Below are 20,413 nucleotides of genomic sequence, written 5' to 3'. Positions count from 1 at the left end.
CTCGGCGAGCAACCGCACCCGTGGTGCGCGGTCGGCGGCGACGAGCGTGCTCAGCTCGATGGCGGCCGGCGTCCGGTATCGGTGCGCGGCAGTAGGTCGAAGGCGGTGTCGACCACGACGTCGCCGAGCCCGGCGGCACGCAGATTTCCGCGTATGCGGTCCAGGTCGAGCGCGGGCAGCGGTGGAACGTGCGAGGCCGGACCCGAATCGAGTTCGGGTTCGGGTTCGTCGTCGCCGACGCGCACGGTGACGGGGTAACCCGGATAGTGTTCGCTGATGAACGCTCGATAGGCGGCGTCGTCGACCGGATCCCAGCGGTCGACGCCGGCGTGGCAGTCGAGTGCGAAGATGCCGTCCTCGAATCCCCGCACGATCGTGAACAGCCAGGCTTCCAGCCCGGGATGGGTGATAGAGCGGTATTCGCTGTCGTGGCTGAATTCGACGATCTGGCCGGCAACGCCATCGAAGGCGCCGGCGAGATCGACGCAGACGCAATCGCCCCAGCCGTTGTCCAGGAACGGGATCCAGTCCGGGCCCCACCACTCGGCCATGTCGTCGTTGTCGACCAACCACGCCATATCTGCCAGGGTGGACTCGATACTGTCGGTGGACATCAGCGACCACGTACCCAGCAGTGCGCCGCGATGGTCGGCGCCTTCACCGTCGTGCCAGCCGAGGAGTTCACGCAGCAGCGGCGGGAACCGGCCCTCGAACCGGGCGGCGAGGGCATCGATGGCGTCCGCGGACGCGCCGGGCCGCAACCCGGCTCGATAGGCGGGGCGGTTGAGCATGAGCCATCGGTCCAGTCGGGTGAGCAGCGGACGCATGACACCGAAACTACCGGCGCACTGCGTGATTCGCGCATCGCGCCTGCCTCCGGGCTGTGAGTTGTCAGCTGTCGGCGCGGAGCAGCGCGGCGATCTCGGCCTGTCCGCGCGCGAGCGCGTTGTCGAGGGCGGTGTTGCCGTCGCTGTCCCGGATGTTCGGATCGGCGCCCGCGGCGAGCAGATCGGTGACGACCTGCTGGTAGCGGCTGCTGCCGTCGCCGTAGACGATCGCTTCCTGTAGCGCGGTCCAGCCCGGGGTGTTGACGTGGTTCACCGCCACGCCGGCCTCGATGAGCCTGCGCACGGTGGTGACCGAACCGTGTTCGGCGGCCGGGATGAGCGCGGTGCCGCCGTAGCGGTTGACGCTGGTCAGGTCGGCGCCATGAGCGAGGGTGAGGTCGAGGATGGAGTCGAGTCCTTCGGCGCCGGCATACAGGAAGGCCGAATCCTGCAGGGCGTCCACGGCGTTCACGTCGGCCCCGGCCTCGATGAGTGCGCGGGCGGCGTCGGTGGCACGGTTCTTGGTGGCCTCGATCAGGGGCGTGCGCTCGTGTGGTCCGCGGGCTTCGATATCGGCGCCGCGGGCCAGCAGCTCGCGCACTCGGGTCGCGGCATCGGCGGCGGCCGCGGCGAACAGATCGTCGTCGAGGGCCGGGTCGTGCGGCGGGGTCGCCGGGGCCGGTGCCCGGGTTCGGTTCGATCGAGGCCGGTGCGCCGGCGGATGCGGGCACGGGAGTCGAGACCGAGGTCTGCGTGGGCGCCGGGTCAGCGGTGCACGCCACGGTAGCCGTCAGGATCGCCGCCGACGCGGCGAGGGTGACGCTCGCCGGCAGCGAACGTCGTCTGCTCGAATGGTTGCGGGTCATCGCCGACTCCTCAGCTTTTGGTATACCAAAGATGATCGACTCGGTGCGGGAGTTTGTCCAGCTGAAGACCGGGACTGTGGTTGCCGACACCAAGGAGGCGACTTGTTGGTATACCAGAGTTGGTATCGTGGGGATATGAGCGAATCAGGCGAGGGCTACCAGATCACCGATCAGGACCGGCAGCATCTGCGCCGATGCGTCGACCTGGCCCGTACCGCGCTCCAGGACGGTGACGAGCCGTTCGGGTCGATCCTGGTCGACGCCGAGGGCTCGATCCGGTTCGAAGCCCGCAACCGCATCGTCACCGGGGAACCGACCCAGCATCCGGAGTTCGAGATCGCCCGCTGGGCCGGGATCCACCTGCCGCCCGAACAGCGCGCGAGCGCCGTCGTCTACACCTCCGGCGAACACTGCCCGATGTGCAGTGCCGCGCACGCCTGGGCCGGTCTCGGTCGCATCGTGTACGCGGTCGGCTCCGAACAGCTCGGCCGCTGGCAGCGCGAATGGGGTCTGCCACCCGGGCCGGTGGCCGCGCTCCCCATCACCGCCGTCGCGCCGACGGTGCCGGTCGCGGGGCCGGAACCCAGCCTCGAAGCCGAGATCAAGGAGCTGCACCAGCACATGGCCGCACGGCTGCGCGGTTGACCGCGATCGCGCGGGCCGGTGTCAGTCCGCGCCGTCGTGGATGTCGGCGGCGTCGCGTTGCGCGGCGAGGGCGCGGCTGGTGTCGATGTGGGCGGCGGCCAATGCCTCGACGCGGGCCAGATCACGGTTGGCGATGGCATCGAAGAGCTGCTGGTGTTCGCGGGCCACGGTGGTCAGATCGTCGTGGCGGCCCAGTAGCCAGCGCATCCGGCTGCGCAGCCCGGCCTGCAGTTCGCCGAGCAGTTCGTTGCCCGTGAGCCGGATGACGGTTTCGTGGAAATCGGCGGCCGCCCGGCGCGCGGTGACGGCATCACCGGCGCGGGCGGCATCCCATTCGGCGTCGAGATCGCGGCGCAGTTCGTCGAGCCCGGCGCGGGTGGCGCGTTGCGCGGCGAGCCGGAAGGCCAGCACTTCTAACGCCGAGCGCACTTCGATCAGGTCGGCGATATCGGTGGCGCTGAACTGGCGCACCACGGCCCAGCTGCGCGGGCGCGCTGTCACCAATCCCTCTGTCACCAGCGCTTTGAGTGCTTCCCGCACGGGCAGCCGGGAGACACCGAGTTCGGCCGCGAGTTCGCGTTCGACCAACTTGGATCCTGGTGCCCGCACACCGTCGAGGATCTGATCCCGCAGGATCCGGGTGACCCGTTCGGATTCGGAGGCGAACCCAGCCGACGCACTCATCACCGCATTCTCGCATCCCCTCGCCCAGATTTGGTATCCCACCTGCGTCGGGGGTGGGTCAACGCCCGGGACGTCCCAGCTGCTGCAGGCGGGCTTCGTCGAAGTCGAGCATGTACTGGCACCGGGCCAGCGCCTTGGCGCCGAAACGTTCGCCGTCACGGGCGCGCAGCAGCGCCGTCCGCTGTGCACCCAGTACCCGCAGCCGCAGCTGCCGGTACTGTTCGCGCGGGTCGGGACCGTCGGCAGGCAGATCCGCCTGCGCGGCCGAGCCCTTCCGGACGGTGTCGTCGCGAACCATTCCCACCAGGGCATCCGGGAACGGGTTGCCGTCGTCGTCGGCGAGACCGGGAGTGTCGAGGACGTGTTCGGCGGCCTCGGACAGCAGCGTCCGCAACTCGGCGAAGTCGTCGCGCAACCGCACCGGATCGTCGCCGGGTACGCGGACGAGGCGGATCACCGCGGGCAGGCTCAGCCCCTGCACCAGCAGCGTGGTGATCGCGACGACGAACGCGATCAGCACCAGCTCCGACCGCATCGGGGTCTGCGCGGGCAGGGTTTGCGCCGCCGCGACCGTGACCGCGCCACGCATCCCGGACCAGGCCAGGACCGCTCCGCCGCGGGCACCGACGGTTTCGGTGAGCCGGAAGTCGACCGTGGCCGAGACCTTGCCGAAGCGGCGCAGCATCATCTGCAGGCGTTTGCTCTCCGGCGGCAGGCCGGTGTCGGCGATGCGCGCGCTGATCTGCTCGAGGCGCGGTTTGACTTCGGCGGCGCGGCGCTGGTCCAGCCGGAGAAAGGCCACCAGCGGCATGATGAACACCGCGCGGATCACCATTACCACCAGCGCGGCCAGCAGCCCGATCCCGAAAGCTTGCGCGGCGCTGAGCTGTTCGCCGCGCACATCGTCGATCAGGCCGGACAGGCTCAGGCCCATGAGCAGAAAGATCGCACTTTCCAGCAGGAAGGCGACGGTGCGCCAGTTGGTGGCGTCGACGAGGCGGTCCTGGGCGCTGAGACGGCGTGGGCTCAGGTGCCCGCTGACCAACCCGGCGACGACGACGGCGAGCACGCCCGAGCCATGGAATTCCTCGGCCGGCAGATAGGCCAGGAACGGGATCACGAACGACACCGCCGTGGTGGCCACCGGATCGTCGAGCATGGCCCGCGCCCGCACCCCGAGCCAACCGACCAGCAGTCCGGCGATCACCGCGACCACGACCGCGAGGACGAAATCGCCGAGCACCTGCCACAGCGACACCGTCGCCGCCAGCGCGGCCACCGCCGAGCGCAGCAGCACCAGTGCGGTCGCGTCGTTGACCAGCCCCTCCCCCTCCAGCATCGTCAGCAACCGCGACGGCAACCCGAGCCGTCGGCCCACCGAGGTCGCCGCGATCGGATCGGTCGGGCTGATCACCGCGCCGAGCGCGAACGCCGCCGGCCAGCCGATATCGGGCAGCAGCTGATGAAACAACCAGCCCGTGCCGAGGGTGGTGACCACGACCAGCAGCACCGCAAGGCCGGTGATGGGTTTGAGGTTGCGCCGGAAATCGACCGCAGGCATGTTCACCGCCGCCGAATACAGCAGCGGCGGCAGCACACCGGACAAGATGAGCTCGGGTTCGACCTGCGGATGCGGAATGCCCGGCACGAAACTGAGCGCGATACCGACCACCGCCAGACTCAGCGGCGCGGCCACGCCGAGCGTGTCGGAGAACGCCGCGACCACCACGATGGCGATGATGCCGACGACCACGACCAGGGTGATCTCCACGAACCCTCCTCAGCGCTGACGGCGTGTCCCGGTAGCACCGTACGACGCGGGCGGCGGCCGTGATTCGATGGCGGTGCAGCGTTTCCCTGACCGCGGCGACCGATCGGAGCTGACGATGACGGCAACTACGGATATCAGCGAACTGTCCTTGGCCGAGAAGGCCGCCCTCGGCAGCGGCGCGGATTTCTGGACCACCAAGGCGGTGGGCCCGGTGCCGTCGATGCTGCTGACCGACGGCCCGCACGGGGTGCGCAGACAGACCGGCGCCACCGACCATCTGGGGCTGGCCGCGAGCAGGCCCGCCACCTGTTTCCCGCCAGCGGTCGGGCTCGGGCAGAGCTGGGATGTGGCTCTGGTGCGCCGGGTCGGCGAAGCGCTGGGCCGGGAGGCGCGCGCCCTCGGGGTGGATGTGCTGCTGGGGCCGGGGATCAACATCAAACGGGATCCGCGCTGCGGGCGGGTGTTCGAGTACTACTCCGAGGACCCGCTGCTCACCGGTGTGCTGGGTGCGGCGTGGGTGCGGGGTGTGCAGAGCCAGGGGGTGGGCGCCTCGCTCAAACATTTCGCGGTCAACAATGCCGAACACGATCGGATGCGATCGAGCTCGGATGTGGACGCACGGCCATTGCGGGAGATCTATCTGCGAGCCTTCGCCCATATCGTGCGCACCGCGCAGCCGTGGACGGTGATGTGTTCCTACAACCGGATCAACGGCGTCTACGCCGCGCAGAACCGGTGGCTGCTCACCGACGTGCTGCGCGATACCTGGGGTTTCGACGGGCTGGTTGTCAGCGACTGGGGTGCGGTGTCGGACCGGGTCGCCTCCGTCGCCGCGGGCCTGGATCTGCAGATGCCCGGCGGTGGCGGCGACCCGGACGCGCAGGTGGTGGCAGCGGTCGAATCCGGTGCGCTCGAGGTTGCCGCGGTCGATCGGGCCGCGCAGAAAGTGGCCGAGTTGGCGGCGAAGGTGCTCGCCGGGCGGGCTGCTGCCCCGGCGGCGCCGGATCCGGACGCACATCATCGGCTGGCTCGTGAGGTCGCCGCACGTTGTGTGGTGTTGTTGCGCAATGACGGTGAGCTGCTGCCGTTGCGTGCCGGGCAGTCGCTGGCGGTGATCGGCGAGTTCGCGCAGACCCCGCGCTACCAGGGTGGCGGCAGTTCGCATGTGAATCCGACCCGTGTGGATGTGCCGCTCGAGGAGATCGCTGCCGCGGCCGAGCCCGGGCAGGTGCGGTATGCGCGTGGATTCCGCACCGACACCAGCACACCCGATCCGGTGCTGGTGGCGGAGGCCGTCGCCGCGGCGCGTGCGGCCGAGGTGGCGGTGGTGTTTCTCGGGTTGGGCGCGGGCCAGGAATCGGAGGGCTTCGACCGCGAGGACATCGAGCTGCCCGCCGACCAGCTCGCCCTGCTGGCCGAGGTCGTGGCGGTTCAGCCGAAGACCGTGGTGGTGCTCTCCCACGGTGGGGTGCTGCGGTTGGCGCCGGTGGTCGAGCTCGCGCCGGCCATCGTCGACGGCGCGCTGCTCGGTCAGGCCGCGGGCGGCGCGCTGGCGGATGTGCTGTTCGGGCGGGTCAATCCCTCGGGCCGGCTCACCGAGACGGTGCCGCGGCGGCTTCAGGATGTGCCCGCGTATCTGAACTTCCCCGGCGAGAACTCCCACATCCGGTACGGCGAAGGTATTTTCGTCGGCTACCGCTGGTATGACGCGCGCGAGATGGCGGTGAGTTTCCCGTTCGGACACGGCCTGTCCTACACCAGCTTCACCTACTCGGACCTGGCGGTCGAGTCGAGCGCGAGCGGGCTCACCGTGGAGGTCACCATCACCAATACCGGTGACCGGCGCGGCCGTGAGGTCGTGCAGATCTACACCGCGCTGCCCGAATCGGCGGTCACCCGTCCGCCGCGCGAGCTCGGGGGCCATGCGGTCACCGATGAGCTGGAACCCGGTGCGAGCCAGCGGGTCTCGATTCCGATCGAGCGCGAGGCTCTGGCCTACTGGGAGACCCGCACCGAGGCGTGGGTGGTGGAGGGCGGCACCTACCGGGTGATGGCCGGTGCGTCCAGCCGCGATATCCGCGCCACCGCCGACGTCGAGGTGCCCGGCGACGAGCTGCGCCTGCCGATCACCCGGCAGTCCACCCTCGGCGAGGTGCTGGCGAACCCGGCCGCGGCAGCGGTGCTGTCACAGATGTTCGCGGCGATGACCGGCGGCGGTGACGGTGACGGTCAAGCCCTCGGCGTCGACATGATGCGCATGCTCGCCTCCATCCCGCTGGACCGGCTCACCGGCTTCGGCATGTCCCCCGCCGACCTCGACGCCCTGCTGTCGGCCACCGACGGCCACAGCCGACCGTGAGCCGTCGCCGTTCCCGCGACCCCGGCCACAGCCGACCGTGAGCCGTCGCGCCGTTCCGCGACCCCGGCCAGAGCCGAGCTGCACGAGGGGCTCTGTGACCGCCGCGCACGCCGCCGGGAGAAAGTGGCCGGCTTCGACGGTCACCGCCGCGGTCTCGGGGCCGGCGCAGTCAGCAGGTCGCTATCTCCGCGCCGCGACGACGAACATCGGCACCGCGACGAAGATCCGGTTCGTGCGGGCGCGCTCGGCTTGCTCGGCGAGCCAGCTCTGCTCATCGGTGATGCGGCGCACCAGGGCGAGTGCGGTGTCGTCGGTGAACACGCTGGTGCGCACCTCGACGACCGGGTCACTGAAACCGGCGTCGAGCAGCAGGTTGCGGTAGCGGCGGGCGATGCGCGGCGACGGCAGCGAGTCCGCCTTCGCGTGGACCAGCCGCCGGGTGGTCTCCGGCTGGTCCGAGTCGATGACCACCGTGTCCCAGTCCTGGCCGAGCAGCACGGCCCGCCCGCCCGGAGCGAGCACCCGGTGTGCCTCGGCGACGGCGCGCACCGGGTCGTCGACCGTGTGCAACACCTTGTCCGCGCGGTAGCCGGCCACCGACCCGGTGGCCAACGGCAGTTCGCAGGCATCGCCGACGTGGAACTCCCCGGCCGGCCAGCGCTCCCGGGCCACGGCGATCATCTCGGGGTCGGTATCGATCCCGACGGCGTGGCACCCACGCTCGGCCAGTTCGGCGACCGCGCGGCCACCGCCGCAGCCGACGTCGACCACGGTCCGGCCGGTGAGATCGCCGAGCAATGCGTAGGAACGTGCGCGCAGTTCCACAGACATCGGCTGCGCATCGATGGCGTCGAGGACATCAAGAAGAGTGGACATGCCCGCCATAATTCGACTTAATGTCGACATGAAGTCAAGTGTGCTGACGATCGGCCAGGTCGCCGACCGCTTCGGCCTGCCGACACACGTTCTGCGGCACTGGGAGTCGGTCGGCCTGCTGCATCCGGCCCGCGTCGCCGGCGACCGCCGCCGCTACACCGACGACGACCTCGTCCGGGTGGCGTCGATCATGATCGCGAAGCGGGCCGGCCTGCCGCTCGAGGACATCCGGGCGTTCCTCGCCGCCGCGGACCCGGCCGCCCGCAAGGACGTGCTGCAGCGCAACCACCGTGCGCTGCAGGCCAGGATGGCGGCACTGCGTTCGGCGCTGGATCTGCTCGAAGCCGGCATGAACTGCTCGCACGAGGACATCACGACCTGCCCGAACTACCGGGCCCACCTCGCAGCCGAGTCGGCCCGAGGCCGATGATCGGCATGGTCGCCGCGCGGGAGGGCCCCGCTAGGTGATGTGCCCGCCCAGGGCATCGGCTGTGCGTGCGGTTGCGGCGAGGTGGGCGTTGACTCGCCCCAGCAGCGCGAACAGCTGTGCGCGTTCCTCGTGATCGAGTGGGGTCATGATCTGTTCGTTGACCGTGTCTAGGACGCGGTCGAGTTCGGCGAGGCGTTGTTCGCCGGCTGCGGTGATGGTGATGACGTTGCGGCGTTTATCGGCCGGGTCCGGGGTGCGGCGCACCCATCGGCCCTCTTCGAGGTCGTTGAGTACCGAGACGAGGTCACTCTTGTAGACGGTGGTTCGCTCCGACAGCGTCGCCTGGCTCGCCGGCCCGAATTCGGCGAGCGCGGCCAGCACCACGAAGTGATCCTTGCGCGCCCCCGTGGCCCGTAGCGCCTCGCGCGACAGGCGCGTCATCTGGGCCGCCGTCATCGAGGTCAGGCGTGAAAGCTGCTTTTTCAGCCGCGCCGGAGTGGACTCGCCGCGGTCGAAGCGCATCTCCTCATCGGTGTCCATGCACCGAGCCTACCCCTTGCGTTAGTGCCACTAACGACCTACATTCATTTGTGGCACTAACGTTAGTGCCCCGAACAGATTGCAGGAGTTCCCATGACCCCCACCGAATCCCTGATCCGTACCCTCGCCGACCGCGCCGAGCTGGCCGATCTCGTTGCCCGCCACAGCCTCTGGATCGACGAGGGCTTGGCCGACACCGACCGCATCTTCACCGACGACGTCGTGGTGCGCTCCATTCGCGGGCAAGCCAAGGGCATCGACGCCCTCGAAGCTCTCGCCCGCGCAGGGCACGACACCTACACGCGCACCCTGCACAACAAGTCCAACCTCGTCATCGAGATCGACGGCGACACCGCGACTGTGCGCGCGCACGACGTGGCCGTCTTCGTCATCGACGACAGCACCGCGGCCGTCGCGGCCGGTATCGGCCGCTACCGAGCTCGCCGCACCTCGGCGGGCTGGCGCTTCGACGCACTCGACATCACCCCGGTCGCGCTGACCGACGCGCTGCCACGCACCCTGTAACCCGCCCGACTGGCCGAATATCTCGATTTTGTGGCCGCCAGTCGTTGCTGTCGGCGTCGCGCACCGCTCTACGCTCGAACAACAGGTCAACGGTGATGGAGGACACAGGCAGATGGCGTTCGACTACGACGTGCTGGTGATCGGTTCGGGATTCGGCGGCAGCGTGTCCGCGCTCCGGCTGACCGAGAAGGGCTACCGGGTCGGCGTGCTCGAGGCCGGGCGCCGCTTCGCCGACGACGAATTCGCCGCGACGTCGTGGCAGGCACGGCAATTCCTGTGGGCGCCACGGCTGGGCTGCTTCGGCATCCAGCGGCTGACGTTGCTGAAGAACACCTTCATCATGAGCGGCGCCGGTGTCGGCGGCGGCTCGCTGGTGTACGCCAACACCCTCTACGAGCCGCCTGCGGCGTTCTACGCCGATAAGCAGTGGGCCGGTATCACCGATTGGCGCGCCGAACTGGCACCGCACTACGACCAGGCCAAGCGCATGCTCGGCGTCACCACCAACCCGGCCACCACCCCCAGTGACCGGATCCTGCGTGAAGTCGCCGACGAACTCGGCGTCGGCGACACCTACCGCCAGACCCCGGTGGGTGTGCTGTTCGGCGGCGCCGGGGCACGGCCCGGCCAGGAGGTGCCCGACCCGTTCTTCGGTGGTGTCGGCCCCGCGCGGCGCACCTGCACCCACTGCGGCGAATGCATGACCGGATGCCGCCACAACGCCAAGAACACCCTGGTCAAGAACTACCTGTATCTGGCCGAGCGGGCGGGTGCGCGCGTGCATCCGCTGACCACGGTGGTGGATGTGCGGCCCCGCCCCGGCGGCGGCTACGAGGTGCACACCCGCCGCACCGGCCGCTGGGCTCGCGCGGGAGCGCGCGTGTTCACCGCCGAACAGGTGGTGTTCTCCGCGGCCGCGCTCGGCACGCAGAAACTGCTGCACCGGCTGCGGGATCGCGGCTCGCTGCCCAACATCTCGCCGCGGCTCGGCTATCTGTCGCGCACCAATTCCGAGGAGCTGCTGTCGGTGCGCAGCCGCCGCCGCGACGCCGATTTCACCAAGGGCGTCGCGATCACCTCCTCGATCCATCCCGACGAGCACACCCATATCGAGCCGGTGCGCTACGGCAAAGGTAGTAATGCGCTGGCGCTGATCACCACCGCGATGGTCGGCGACGACGGCGTGCGCCCGCGCTGGCGTCAGTACCTGCATCAGCTGCGGCGCAATCGCCGCGACCTGCTGCACATGCACAATCCGCACCGCTGGTCCGAGCAGATGATCGGGCTGCTGGTGATGCAGTCGGTGGACAACTCCATCACCACCTACACCACCCGCGGCGTGTTCGGCCGCAAGATGACGACCAAACAGGGCGAAGGCGAACCCAATCCCACCTGGATCCCGATCGGCCACGAGGTCGCCGAACGCGTCGCCGACAAGATCGACGGCTTCCCCACCGGCGCCACGAGCAGCATCGTCAACATCCCGGCGACCGGCCATTTCATCGGCGGCTGCGCCATCGGCGACTCCCCCGCCAGCGGCGTCGTCGACCCGTACCACCGCCTCTACGGCCATCCCGGCCTGCACGTCATCGACGGCTCGACCATCTCGGCCAACCTCGGGGTCAACCCGTCGCTGACCATCACCGCCCAAGCCGAACGCGCGATCGCCCTGTGGCCCAACAAGGGTGAGCCGGATCTACGGCCCGAACTAGGCGCACCGTATCGGCGGCTGGCGCCCATCGCACCGGCCGCTCCGGTGGTGCCGGCCACCGCCCCTGCCGCTTTGCGGTTGCCGATCGTCGAGATCTCCGGCGGCCAGCCGCTGGTCGAACACGACAACTGACCGCACACCACGCGATCTCGACCGGTTCGCGACAACGTCGTCGCGTCGGTCACCGAGCCGGTCGCGTCGGATCGCGTCGGCGCGGCCCCTCCTGAACGGGCCGCGCGAGGACGCTGCCCGTGAACGCTCAGCCGTCGGTACCGCGTCGATCCCGCCGACCCGACGCCCGGCGCGGCACACTGGTGCGGGTGAGCAATGTCCCGGTCGCCGCGGTGGTGTGTGCCTTCCTCGCCGCGCTCGGGTTCGCGGTGGCCGCGGTCGCGCAGCAGCGGGCCGCGGCCGAGGTGCCCGAGGGTGCGGCTTTCCTGGCCGGGTTGGCGCGCAGTCCTCGCTGGTGGGCGGGGATCGTCGGGGACGGCGGCGCGTTCGTCTTCCAGATCGTGGCGCTGGCGTTGGGGTCGGTGCTGGTCGTGCAGCCGATCCTGGTGACGTCGTTGATCTTCGCGCTACCGCTGGCCGCACGCTACAACGACCGACCGGTGACGCGGACGGCCTGGGCACAGGCGATCGCCCTGTCGGTCGCGCTGGCGTGTTTCCTGGTGGTGGGTGATCCGTCGCCGGGGGTGCGGGACGCGCCGTGGTCACACTGGTTCGGCCCGCTGATGCTGGTGCTCGGGCTCGTCGCCGCGGCGGTGGCGGCCGCGGTCGCGGTGCGGGCCACCGCGGTGCGGGCGCTGCTGCTGGGGGCGGCGGCGGGGCTGTTGTTCGGTGTGTCGGCGGCGGTGACCCAGCATGTGGTCGAACTGTTCGGCGACGGCATCGCCACCGTGTTGCGCAGCTGGGAGCCGTACACGATGGTCGGGGCGGGCCTGCTGGGGTTGTATCTGCAACAGCGCGCGTATCAGATCGGTGCGCTCTCGGCGTCGCTGCCGGCGTTCACCGTGGCCGAGCCGCTCGCGGCGATGTTCCTGGGCCTGACTGTCCTCGACGAAACACTGAACACCGGGACCGTTGGCGTCGTGGTGGTGCTGGCGTCGGTGGTGGTGATGTGTGTTGCGGCCGTGCAGCTTTCTCGCGCCCAGGCCGAGGCCGTGCCCGCCGAGCACGCCGGATGATCGCGCCGCCGGGCATGATGGCCGTCCGTGGACAGCGACAATTGCCGGTCGGTTGCCGATCTTTGTCGATCGACGCGCTCTGCATGGTGGTCGGTATGTGTCGATCCCGGCACCGGAGCTCGACGGTGAGGCCGGCCCGTTCCTCGAAGGTGGCGACGTCCTCGTCCACGGCAACCACGTTTTCGTCGGCGAGTCCGGGATGGCCACCAACGGTCTGGCCATCGACGCCGAAACCTATATCACCGACCCGAATTTCGAGCGCGTCGGCCGCGACGTGCAGGCTCGTGGTGTCACGGTCGAGTACGTGGACTTCGCGGTGTCGCGACTGTTCGGTGGCGCGTTCCGGTACTCGACCCAACCCCTGGGCCGCTTCGACTGAGACACCCCGGCGTTCGCCACACCTCCCGGTCTGGGTGGCGACGAACGACCACCGGCAACCCGTCGTTGCCGGTGGTCGCGCCGCGGTCATCGCACCGCAGTCCGAGCGAACCCGCGGACGCGCCGGATGTGGCGGACGTAGCGAGGACGGCCGATCACGTACCAGATGACGCGCACCGGTGCCGGCAGCACACCCAGCAGCAGCGCACGTTCGGCCGGGTCGGCGTCCTCGAGGACGAGACCGAACAGCGTGAGCAGAGTCGGTTTCGGTGTGTTGGCCACCAAATGCTCACCCAGCGACGCCCATTCCTTGTCGGTGATGTGGTCGGCCGCGAGCGGAAGCAGCATGGTCTCTTCGTCGTCGAGGTGCTCGACCAAGACCGCCCGGTGATCGGCCAGGACCGCGACCAGCGCGTCGCGTTCATCGGCACCGGCCGTTGCCTCCCACGCCGGGACCGCGCTGTCCAGGCTCGCCAAGGTGGCTTCGACGCGCTCATGCTGTCGCTGCATCCGCAGGATGACATCGGCGCCCAGATCGACGCGGGACAGCAGCGGCGGCCACAGCAGCTCGTCCTCGCCCTCATGATGGTTCTTCAGTCCCAGCCGATAGTCGCGGAAATGGCCGGCGATCACCGCTGCGCGCGCGGTGTCACCAGGGGCAACCGCCGCCACGAGCTCCATCAGCAACCGCGACTCGCGCCGGAACGCGCGGTGCACGATCTTCATGTCCTGGGTGTCGACGCTCATCTGTTCCTGCCTTTCAACATCGGTGGTGTTCGCTTGCGGTTCGATGCGCCTGCGGCGCTAGGCGCCGACGAGGGAACGTGCGACACGGCCGCGCGCCACCGGATCGGTGCCTGCCGGTCGCGTCCGCTCGGTCAGCAGCAGGACCGCCGTCAGCGCGACGACGACCACCGCCGAGCCGTGCACGATCAGCGCCGTCGACACGCTGCCGCCGTGCGACACCACCGCGAGCGCGTCACCGACCGGGATCGCGGCGTGGATCAGCACCACCCAGCCGAGAACGCGCCGCAGGCCGAGGCCGAGCAGCAGGAAGGTGACGGCCGCGATGGCGAGGTCGCGCACACCCTTGACGACGAAATAGCCGTCGGCGTTGCCGGTCGGCCACGGCTCGATACCGAAACCGGCGGGGGCACTGCCGGGAGCGAGCAGGAAGCTCAGCCCGAAGTACAGGGGCGCGGCCGCGCAGATCACGGCCAGCACGGTGGTCAAGCGATACTTCGTCATGATGGTTCTCCTCGGTTGGTCGGCGGATCGTTTCCGTCCGATGGGACCGTGTTCGGTCTGCTCCGAGACTGCGTGCGCGGGTTTGGAGGTCACCTGGAACCGACTTGGAACACCGGTCACAGCGGTGGTGCGTACGATGTGCCAGGTCATGGTCTTCATCCGGGTATTGGGGTCGTTCGCGGCCGAAGCCGACGGCGAACCCATTCCCCTCGGCGGACCGCGCCAACGTGGCGTGCTCGCCCTGCTCGTCGCCGCGCGCGGCCACGTCGTGCCGGTCGACCGCATGGTCGAGGACCTGTGGCGCGGCGAGGCGCCCGCCCGCGCGCTGGCGTCGCTGCAGGCCTACATCTCCAACCTGCGCCGTCTGCTCGAACCCGGCCGCCCGCCACGCACTCCGGCCCGCCTGCTGGTGAGCGCCGCACCCGGCTACGCCTTGCGCCTGCCGCAGTCGGCGGTCGACGCCTGGCGTTTCGAAGAACTGCTCGACCAGGCCCGCACGCGCACCGACCCCGGCGCGGTCCGCGCCAGGCTGGACGAGGCACTGGCCCTGTGGCGGGGACCCGCGTTCGCCGAGTTCGCCGACGAACCATGGGCTGTCACCGAGACCGGCCGCCTCGGCGAGCTGCACCTGGTGGCCCGGGAACTGCACCTCGCGGCGCGCCTGCGTCTCGATCTTCCCGCGACGGTGGCGCCCGACGCCGAAATCCTCACCCGCGACCATCCTTTGCGCGAGGAGGGCTGGCGACTGCACGCGCTCGCCCTGTGGAGCAGCGGCCGCCAGGCCGATGCGCTCGCCGCGCTCCGCCGCGCCCGCGCCACCTTCGCCGACGAACTCGGCCTTGACCCCGGACCGGATCTGCTCGCGCTGGAAGAGGCGATCCTCACCCAGCGCACCGACATCCTCCGCGAGGCCGGCCCACCACCCCGAAACGACGCACCCCACGCGAACACCGTGCCGGACAACAGCATTCGAACCGGCACCGATCCGGGCACACCCGACGCGGGGACGTTCGTCGGACGCGACGACGAACTCGCCGCACTACTGGCGGCCGCGACCGATGCGATCGAATCCCGAGGGCGCGTCGCGCTCGTCACCGGAGAAGCCGGGCTCGGCAAATCGACACTGCTCGAACACCTCACCGCCCGACTCGAACACCACGGGTGGCTGGTGGCCACCGGACGCTGCCCCGATCTCGACAGCGCCCCGCCGGCCTGGGCGTGGGTCGAGGTCCTGCGCACAGTGGCCGCGACCGTACCGGCCGGCGAGTTCGCCGACGACCTCGCGCCGCTGCTGTCGGATGCGGCAGCGGTCACCGGTGACGCGGCCGCCGGGCGGTTCCGGCTGCGGCAGGCCGTGTGGGCCTTTCTCACCGCGGCCGCCGCCGAGCGTCCGGTCGCCATCGTCGTCGACGATGTGCACTGGGCCGACGCCGCCACGCTGGAACTACTCGGCGGCTGCCTCGACACGCGCGCCCCGATCTTCGTCGTCGCCGCCTACCGCGCCGACGAGAGCGAGCACCTCACCGCGACGCTGGCCGCCCTGGCCCGCACCGCGCCGCTGCGGCTCGATCTCGCCGGACTCGACCGCGCCGCCGTCGCCCAGCTCGTGCGCGCCGAATGCCGGGCCGATGAAGCGACCGTGACCGGAATCGCCGAACGCACCGGCGGCAACCCGTTCTATGTGCGGGAGAGTGCGCGGCTGCTCAACGGCGAGGGCGCCTTGATCGCGTTGTCGGAGGTGCCCGACGGTGTCCGCGACGTCCTGCGGCGCCGCCTGGCCCGGCTCCCCGAAAGCAGTGTTGCTGTGCTGCGGCTCGCCGCGGTCGCGGGCCGGGAAAGTTCGGTGGACGTGCTGGTGCAGGCCGCCGACACCGACGAGGACGGCGTGCTGGACGCACTGGACGCCGGCGTCATCGCCGGGCTGCTCGACGAGCCCGGGCCAGGGCGGGTCCGATTCGTCCACGCATTGGTCAGGGACACACTGGTCACCGACGTCAGCCGACTGCGCATCACCAGGATGCACGCCAGGATCGCCGCCGCTCTGGAAGGCACCGGCGATATCGCCGCCCTCGCCCACCACTATGCGCGCGCCGGCTCACCGAAGGCCGTCGGCTACTGCGTGCGCGCCGCCGAACTGGCCGAGGCCCGCTACGCCCACGACGTGGCGGCCACACTGCTCACCGACGCCGTCGCCAACTCCAGCGACCCGGACGAACGCATCGACCTGTGCGGCAGGCTGCTGCGCGCCCAGGTCAGAGCCGGAGACGTCGCCGCGGCCAGACAGACCCGCGAACACGCCGTCACCTACGCCGAATCCCTTGGCCGCGACGACCTGATGATCGCGGCGTTCACCGCCTGGACCGAACCCACCCCCTGGCTTGCCCGCACCTACGGTACGGTCGACCATCCCATCGTCGACCGCCTCCGCCGACTGCTCGACCGCACCGACCTCGCCGCAGAGGTGCGCGCCCACCTGCTCATCGCCTATACCCACGAACTGGTCGGCGAAGCAGACCCGACCGTCATGGCGGCCGGGCGGGAAGCGCTGGCACTGGCCGCCTCACCGCGCCTGCGCGCCGGGGCGCTACTGGTCCTGGCACGCGACTCGGGCCGGGAAGAGTACTCCCGTGAGCTGGTGCGGATCGGCATCGAGCACGATCTGCCCGTCTACCGGGTGACCGGGCTGCTCAACCTGGCCGCCAACGCCGCCGGGGCCAACGACCCGGCCACCATGCGCGAGCTGATCGGGCAGGCACTCGAACTGGCCCGCACCTACCGGATGCCGGAGGCGATCGGCGCCGCCGAGATCGCGCTGGCCTCACTGCTGCTCATCGAGGGCCGGTTCGCCGACGCCGAACACTGCTACATCGACGCCACCGAACGCCTGGAACGCGCCGGATCGGTGCACGCCACCGGCTTCCTGTGCCTGGCGCTCGCGGCGACCTGGCTCAACGCGGGCACCCTCGGCGACCACCTCGACGACATCCGCGCCCTGCACACGGCACTCGGCCCCATGGTCGCCGATCTGCACACCCTCGCCCTGCACGCCGCCGGCCACACCGAGCAAGCGCGCCGAACCCGCACCGCACCGACCCCGATCCGCCCCGACTTCTTCTTCACCTTCCTGACCAGCCTGCGCGCCATGGCCATCCTCGCCGTCGGCGACCGCGCCGCCGCCGAGCAGATCTACACCGACCTGCTCCCCCACCGCGACGGTCCCCCGGCCGGCGCGGAAAGCCTGTCGCTGGCCGTGCGTCCGGTCGCCCACACCCTCGGCGAACTCGCCCGATTCCTCGGCCGCGACGCCGAAGCCGACGCCCACTTCGCCCGCGCCGACGCCATCGCCGGATTGTGGAACGCGCACCTGAGCTGATCCGCTCCCCGGCACCGGCACGGCGTTCCAAGCCGGCTCCAAGCGCCTTCCAAAGCCCCGGGACCACTGTCGAGCCATCAGAACCGAACTGATGGAGGAGTCACCCATGAGCAGCACAGCAACTTTCCGGGCCGCCGTCGTCCGCACGCCGAGCGGACCCGATTCGATCGAGATCATCGACGTACCCGTCACCGAGCCCGGACCAGGCGAAGTACGGGTGGCGGTCGCGGCGGCGCCGGTCAACCCCACCGACCTCGGCGTCGTCAGCGGCTTCTTCCACGAACTCGGCATGATCGACCAACCCGCCCACACCGGTCTCGGCTGGGATTTCGCCGGCACCGTGCTCGCTGCCGGGCCAGGAGTGGACCTGACGCCCGGCACCCGGGTCGCCGGCGTGGTCCTCGGATTCGACCGTGACTTCGGCACGTATGCCGAACAACTCGTCGTGCCCGCCGCCGAGGTGGCGGTGGTGCCCGACGGGCTCGACCTGGTCGCGGCATCGACAGTGCCGCTCAACGGGTTGGGTGCGGCGCGGATCGTCGACCTGCTCGGCGACGCACCCGCCGACGGCAACCGGCTGCTGGTGACCGGCGCGGCCGGTGCGATCGGCGCCTATGTGGCCGCGCTGGCCCCTGAGCGCGGCTGGAAGGTGACCGGTCTGGCCCGCCCCGCCGACGAGGCGTTCGTGCGCGGTCTCGGCGCCGACTTCGTCACCGAGGCCGCACCGGGCTGGGACGCGGTCGTCGACACCAGCTCACAGCAGACGTGGGGCCTGACCCCCGTCCGCGACGGCGGCGCCTTTGTCGGTGTCCGGCCCAATCTCGCGCCCGCACCCGAACGCGGCATCACGGTGAACGCGCTGCTGACCCAGTCCGACCGCACGCGACTGGAGCAGCTACTCGCCCTCGCCGAGTCCGGTCGCCTGCCCGCCCGAGTGCATGCGGTCCTGCCGTTGTCCCGAGCCGCCGACGCCCACCGGGCGATGGCCGAGGGCGGGACGCGCGGACGCTACGTGCTCCAGCCCTGACCGAGCAGCCCGCCCCCGGGGACACCGATGCCTCACGGGATCAGCCCGTGCCATCGAAGGTCGCCCAGGTATTTGGTGATCAGATCCGCACTCAGGTGCGGGATGTCGGCGTCCGGGCCGAGTTGCGCGGCGCGCACCGCGGCCCGGAACTCGGCGGCCGGAATGGCCGAACCCGCGAACGCCGGCGCGGGCCGGGCGAAAGCGTGCAGCAGCGGCAGCACCGAGGCGCTGCGCTGCGGCTCCGGCAGCCCACGCAGCGCCGCCTCGAAACGGGTCACCCACTCGGCGTAGTCGTCGACGCGTTCGATCGCGACACCGGCCTCGATCAGCCAGTCGACCACCGTATCGAGCGAGATCCCGTCATCGTGCGGGTTCACCACATGGAAGCTGTGATGGCCCGCGTCGACGGCGGCGCCGAGCACGGTGATCGCTTCGGCGGTGAAATCCGCTGGTAGCCCGTCGTAGTGGGCCCGCGCCCGCGCACCGTCGCCGGCACGGCGGTAGAACGAGGCGGGCGCGAGTCCGGTGGCGGCCAGCCCGATCAGCAGCCGGGTGAACATGTCCGGCACATTGAGCTGCCCACGGAAGCGCGGATGGGCCAGCACCATATCCGAGCGGAACACCGCCACCGGCAGGCCGCACAGATCGTGCGCCTCGCGCAGCAGCACTTCCCCCGCCCATTTGCTGTTACCGTACCCCGCGGCGTACCCGGCGCCGTTGCGCCGCACCGGGCTACCGGCCCGGATATCGCCGCCCTCGGTGAACACCGTGCGATCGACGTCGGCGGCCACCGCCACCGTCGACAGATAGGTCACCGGCTTGAGCCGATGGGTGAGCGCCAACCGGATCACCTCGGCCGTACCGACCACATTGGGGCCGAACAACTGCTCATACGGCAACACATGGTTCACCAGTGCCGCACAGTGCACGACACGGTCCACGCGCCGCGCCAACTCCTGCCAGGCCGGTTCGTCGAGCCCGAACCGGGGCGCGCTGATATCGCCGGCGATCACCTCGAGGTGGGCATCGGCCGATTCCCGGTAGCGGCGCAGCAACTCGGGATCACCGGAGTCGAACGCCGCGTCGAGCCTGCGGCGCGCGCTGTCGGCGTCCTTGCCACGCACCACACACAGCACCCGCCCGCCGACGGCCGCCATCCGCTGCAACCACAGCAGGCACAGCCACCGCCCGAGGTAGCCGTTGGCGCCGGTGATCAACACCGTCGACGTCGTCGCAGCCAGCGGTAGCCCTGGCGCCGCCGCCACGGTGTCGGCGCCGATGAATTTCTCCAGCGTCAGGTCCGCGGCCGCCACCTGTTCGGCCCCGGCGCCGTGCACGCTCGCGAACGACACCACCTGCGCACCGGATTCCCTTGCGGTGCTGATGTATTCGGCGAGATCGCCCAGCGTGGTCGCCGGGCTCGTCACCACGCTGACCGGCACCTCGACGCCGAAGATCTCGGTCAGCAGCTTCGCCAGCGACAGCGCCGAGAGCGAATCACCGCCGAGGTCGGCGAAACCCGCCTGCGGGCTCGACTGTTCGGGCGTGCAGTCCAGCACGGCGCGCGCGGCTCCCAGCACCGTGTCCACCACGGCGACCTCGCCCGCGCTGATGTGCAGGTCCCGCAGCTGCGCCGAACGCCCCTCGGCGCGATCGCGGTACATCTGCTCGAGCCGCGGACCATACCGGCGCTCCAGCGCCGGGCGCAGCAGCTTACCGATTCCCGACAGCAGCCCGTTCTCGATCGTGAACGGCTCGGTCTCCACGATGAACTCGCGCGGAATCTCATACGGTTCCAGCCCGGCCTCGGCCGCCACCGCACGCACCGAGGCGGCGATCGACGCCGTGAGCTCACCGGTGTTCGCGGGCAGCCCGCTGATCCGGCAGATCTTCGTCTACGGCAGCAGCGTGCGCGCCTATCTGCTCGCGGTGGTGGTGCCGACCGAGGCCGCGATCGACGCGGCAG

At 70.4% G+C, this 20,413-nt stretch carries 18 protein-coding genes and 1 pseudogene; 10 read left to right on the top strand and 9 right to left on the bottom strand.

All coding sequences use genetic code 11. The annotated features are described in order from the left end of the window. Positions 1–50 precede the first annotated feature (50 nt). On the bottom strand, positions 51–827 hold the full coding sequence (locus tag GV790_RS21400; protein ID WP_163815342.1) for an SMI1/KNR4 family protein: 777 nt from the start codon (positions 825–827) through the stop codon (positions 51–53). 64 nt (positions 828–891) lie between these two features. Further along, positions 892–1,428, bottom strand: coding sequence for an ankyrin repeat domain-containing protein (locus GV790_RS21395; protein ID WP_280213697.1), 537 nt, complete (start codon positions 1,426–1,428; stop codon positions 892–894). 80 nt (positions 1,429–1,508) lie between these two features. On the opposite strand from GV790_RS21395, the gene GV790_RS21390 reads away from it, so the two are divergent. Together GV790_RS21390 and GV790_RS21385 are read left to right on the top strand one after the other, a co-directional pair. Then, positions 1,509–1,832, top strand: a complete 324-nt coding sequence (locus GV790_RS21390) for a hypothetical protein (protein ID WP_163815340.1) — start codon at positions 1,509–1,511, stop codon at positions 1,830–1,832. Then, positions 1,829–2,338: a nucleoside deaminase gene (locus GV790_RS21385; protein ID WP_163815338.1), complete on the top strand. Its 510-nt coding sequence runs from the start codon at positions 1,829–1,831 to the stop codon at positions 2,336–2,338. The genes GV790_RS21390 and GV790_RS21385 overlap by 4 nt, the downstream gene beginning before the upstream one ends. A gap of 21 nt (positions 2,339–2,359) precedes the next feature. Here the strand turns inward: GV790_RS21385 and GV790_RS21380 are convergent, their stop codons facing one another. Together GV790_RS21380 and GV790_RS21375 are read right to left on the bottom strand one after the other, a co-directional pair. Beyond that, the gene (locus GV790_RS21380) at positions 2,360–3,022 is read right to left on the bottom strand and encodes a GntR family transcriptional regulator (RefSeq protein WP_163815336.1); all 663 of its coding nucleotides are present in this window, start codon (positions 3,020–3,022) and stop codon (positions 2,360–2,362) included. Positions 3,023–3,080: 58 nt separating this feature from the next. Further along, a complete protein-coding gene (locus GV790_RS21375) occupies positions 3,081–4,793 on the bottom strand; it encodes a cation:proton antiporter (RefSeq protein WP_163815333.1) in 1,713 nt (570 codons plus the stop codon). A 115-nt stretch (positions 4,794–4,908) separates the two neighbouring features. Here GV790_RS21375 and GV790_RS21370 point away from each other — a divergent pair, with 115 nt between their 5' ends. Next, on the top strand, positions 4,909–7,152 hold the full coding sequence (locus GV790_RS21370) for a glycoside hydrolase family 3 C-terminal domain-containing protein (protein ID WP_163815331.1): 2,244 nt from the start codon (positions 4,909–4,911) through the stop codon (positions 7,150–7,152). 180 nt (positions 7,153–7,332) lie between these two features. On the opposite strand, the gene GV790_RS21365 is transcribed toward GV790_RS21370, so the two are convergent. Then, a complete protein-coding gene (locus tag GV790_RS21365) occupies positions 7,333–8,028 on the bottom strand; it encodes a methyltransferase domain-containing protein (protein ID WP_163815329.1) in 696 nt (231 codons plus the stop codon). Between the two features lie 28 nt (positions 8,029–8,056). Between GV790_RS21365 and GV790_RS21360 the strand changes: the two genes are divergently transcribed. Continuing rightward, positions 8,057–8,458, top strand: coding sequence for a MerR family transcriptional regulator (locus GV790_RS21360; protein ID WP_163815439.1), 402 nt, complete (start codon positions 8,057–8,059; stop codon positions 8,456–8,458). A gap of 30 nt (positions 8,459–8,488) precedes the next feature. On the opposite strand, the gene GV790_RS21355 is transcribed toward GV790_RS21360, so the two are convergent. Beyond that, a complete protein-coding gene (locus GV790_RS21355) occupies positions 8,489–8,998 on the bottom strand; it encodes a MarR family winged helix-turn-helix transcriptional regulator (protein WP_163815327.1) in 510 nt (169 codons plus the stop codon). A gap of 93 nt (positions 8,999–9,091) precedes the next feature. Between GV790_RS21355 and GV790_RS21350 the strand changes: the two genes are divergently transcribed. From GV790_RS21350 to GV790_RS21335, 4 genes are all read left to right on the top strand, one after another. Then, positions 9,092–9,523 (top strand): nuclear transport factor 2 family protein, encoded by a 432-nt coding sequence (locus GV790_RS21350; RefSeq protein WP_163815325.1) that lies wholly within the window; start codon positions 9,092–9,094, stop codon positions 9,521–9,523. Between the two features lie 112 nt (positions 9,524–9,635). Further along, the gene (locus tag GV790_RS21345; RefSeq protein WP_163815323.1) at positions 9,636–11,366 is read left to right on the top strand and encodes an FAD-dependent oxidoreductase; all 1,731 of its coding nucleotides are present in this window, start codon (positions 9,636–9,638) and stop codon (positions 11,364–11,366) included. Positions 11,367–11,554: 188 nt separating this feature from the next. Then, positions 11,555–12,421, top strand: a complete 867-nt coding sequence (locus GV790_RS21340; RefSeq protein ID WP_163815321.1) for a DMT family transporter — start codon at positions 11,555–11,557, stop codon at positions 12,419–12,421. Between the two features lie 97 nt (positions 12,422–12,518). Continuing rightward, positions 12,519–12,800, top strand: coding sequence for a hypothetical protein (locus GV790_RS21335; protein WP_175585966.1), 282 nt, complete (start codon positions 12,519–12,521; stop codon positions 12,798–12,800). 86 nt (positions 12,801–12,886) lie between these two features. On the opposite strand, the gene GV790_RS21330 is transcribed toward GV790_RS21335, so the two are convergent. Both GV790_RS21330 and GV790_RS21325 read right to left on the bottom strand, forming a co-directional pair. Beyond that, entirely contained in the window at positions 12,887–13,546 is a 660-nt protein-coding gene (locus tag GV790_RS21330) for a hemerythrin domain-containing protein (protein ID WP_163815319.1), read from the bottom strand. A 57-nt stretch (positions 13,547–13,603) separates the two neighbouring features. Further along, the gene (locus GV790_RS21325; protein ID WP_163815317.1) at positions 13,604–14,047 is read right to left on the bottom strand and encodes a DUF4267 domain-containing protein; all 444 of its coding nucleotides are present in this window, start codon (positions 14,045–14,047) and stop codon (positions 13,604–13,606) included. Positions 14,048–14,183: 136 nt separating this feature from the next. Between GV790_RS21325 and GV790_RS21320 the strand changes: the two genes are divergently transcribed. Both GV790_RS21320 and GV790_RS21315 read left to right on the top strand, forming a co-directional pair. Further along, positions 14,184–17,420, top strand: coding sequence for a BTAD domain-containing putative transcriptional regulator (locus GV790_RS21320; protein ID WP_256673444.1), 3,237 nt, complete (start codon positions 14,184–14,186; stop codon positions 17,418–17,420). Positions 17,421–17,526: 106 nt separating this feature from the next. After that, entirely contained in the window at positions 17,527–18,447 is a 921-nt protein-coding gene (locus tag GV790_RS21315; protein ID WP_163815314.1) for an NADP-dependent oxidoreductase, read from the top strand. 32 nt (positions 18,448–18,479) lie between these two features. Here the strand turns inward: GV790_RS21315 and GV790_RS21310 are convergent. Next, a pseudogene (locus tag GV790_RS21310) lies at positions 18,480–20,297 on the bottom strand (thioester reductase domain-containing protein); the annotation flags it as partial. Positions 20,298–20,413: the final 116 nt, after the last annotated feature.

Origin of the sequence: Nocardia cyriacigeorgica (assembly GCF_010858045.1) — a bacterium.
In the GTDB taxonomy this organism is placed as follows: Bacteria; Actinomycetota; Actinomycetes; order Mycobacteriales; family Mycobacteriaceae; genus Nocardia; species Nocardia cyriacigeorgica_E.
Note: the sequence above shows the minus strand (reverse complement) of the source record. Positions and strands in the feature narration are given on the sequence as shown.

Coding starts and splice junctions, on each gene's coding strand:
- GV790_RS21365 (WP_163815329.1), bottom strand. CDS start 8,028: ATGTCCACTCTTCTTGATGTCCTCGACGCCATCGATGCGCAGCCGATG.
- GV790_RS21345 (WP_163815323.1), top strand. CDS start 9,636: ATGGCGTTCGACTACGACGTGCTGGTGATCGGTTCGGGATTCGGCGGC.
- GV790_RS21370 (WP_163815331.1), top strand. CDS start 4,909: ATGACGGCAACTACGGATATCAGCGAACTGTCCTTGGCCGAGAAGGCC.
- GV790_RS21350 (WP_163815325.1), top strand. CDS start 9,092: ATGACCCCCACCGAATCCCTGATCCGTACCCTCGCCGACCGCGCCGAG.
- GV790_RS21320 (WP_256673444.1), top strand. CDS start 14,184: ATGTGCCAGGTCATGGTCTTCATCCGGGTATTGGGGTCGTTCGCGGCC.
- GV790_RS21385 (WP_163815338.1), top strand. CDS start 1,829: ATGAGCGAATCAGGCGAGGGCTACCAGATCACCGATCAGGACCGGCAG.
- GV790_RS21325 (WP_163815317.1), bottom strand. CDS start 14,047: ATGACGAAGTATCGCTTGACCACCGTGCTGGCCGTGATCTGCGCGGCC.
- GV790_RS21315 (WP_163815314.1), top strand. CDS start 17,527: ATGAGCAGCACAGCAACTTTCCGGGCCGCCGTCGTCCGCACGCCGAGC.
- GV790_RS21380 (WP_163815336.1), bottom strand. CDS start 3,022: ATGAGTGCGTCGGCTGGGTTCGCCTCCGAATCCGAACGGGTCACCCGG.
- GV790_RS21355 (WP_163815327.1), bottom strand. CDS start 8,998: ATGGACACCGATGAGGAGATGCGCTTCGACCGCGGCGAGTCCACTCCG.
- GV790_RS21400 (WP_163815342.1), bottom strand. CDS start 827: ATGCGTCCGCTGCTCACCCGACTGGACCGATGGCTCATGCTCAACCGC.
- GV790_RS21360 (WP_163815439.1), top strand. CDS start 8,057: ATGAAGTCAAGTGTGCTGACGATCGGCCAGGTCGCCGACCGCTTCGGC.
- GV790_RS21330 (WP_163815319.1), bottom strand. CDS start 13,546: ATGAGCGTCGACACCCAGGACATGAAGATCGTGCACCGCGCGTTCCGG.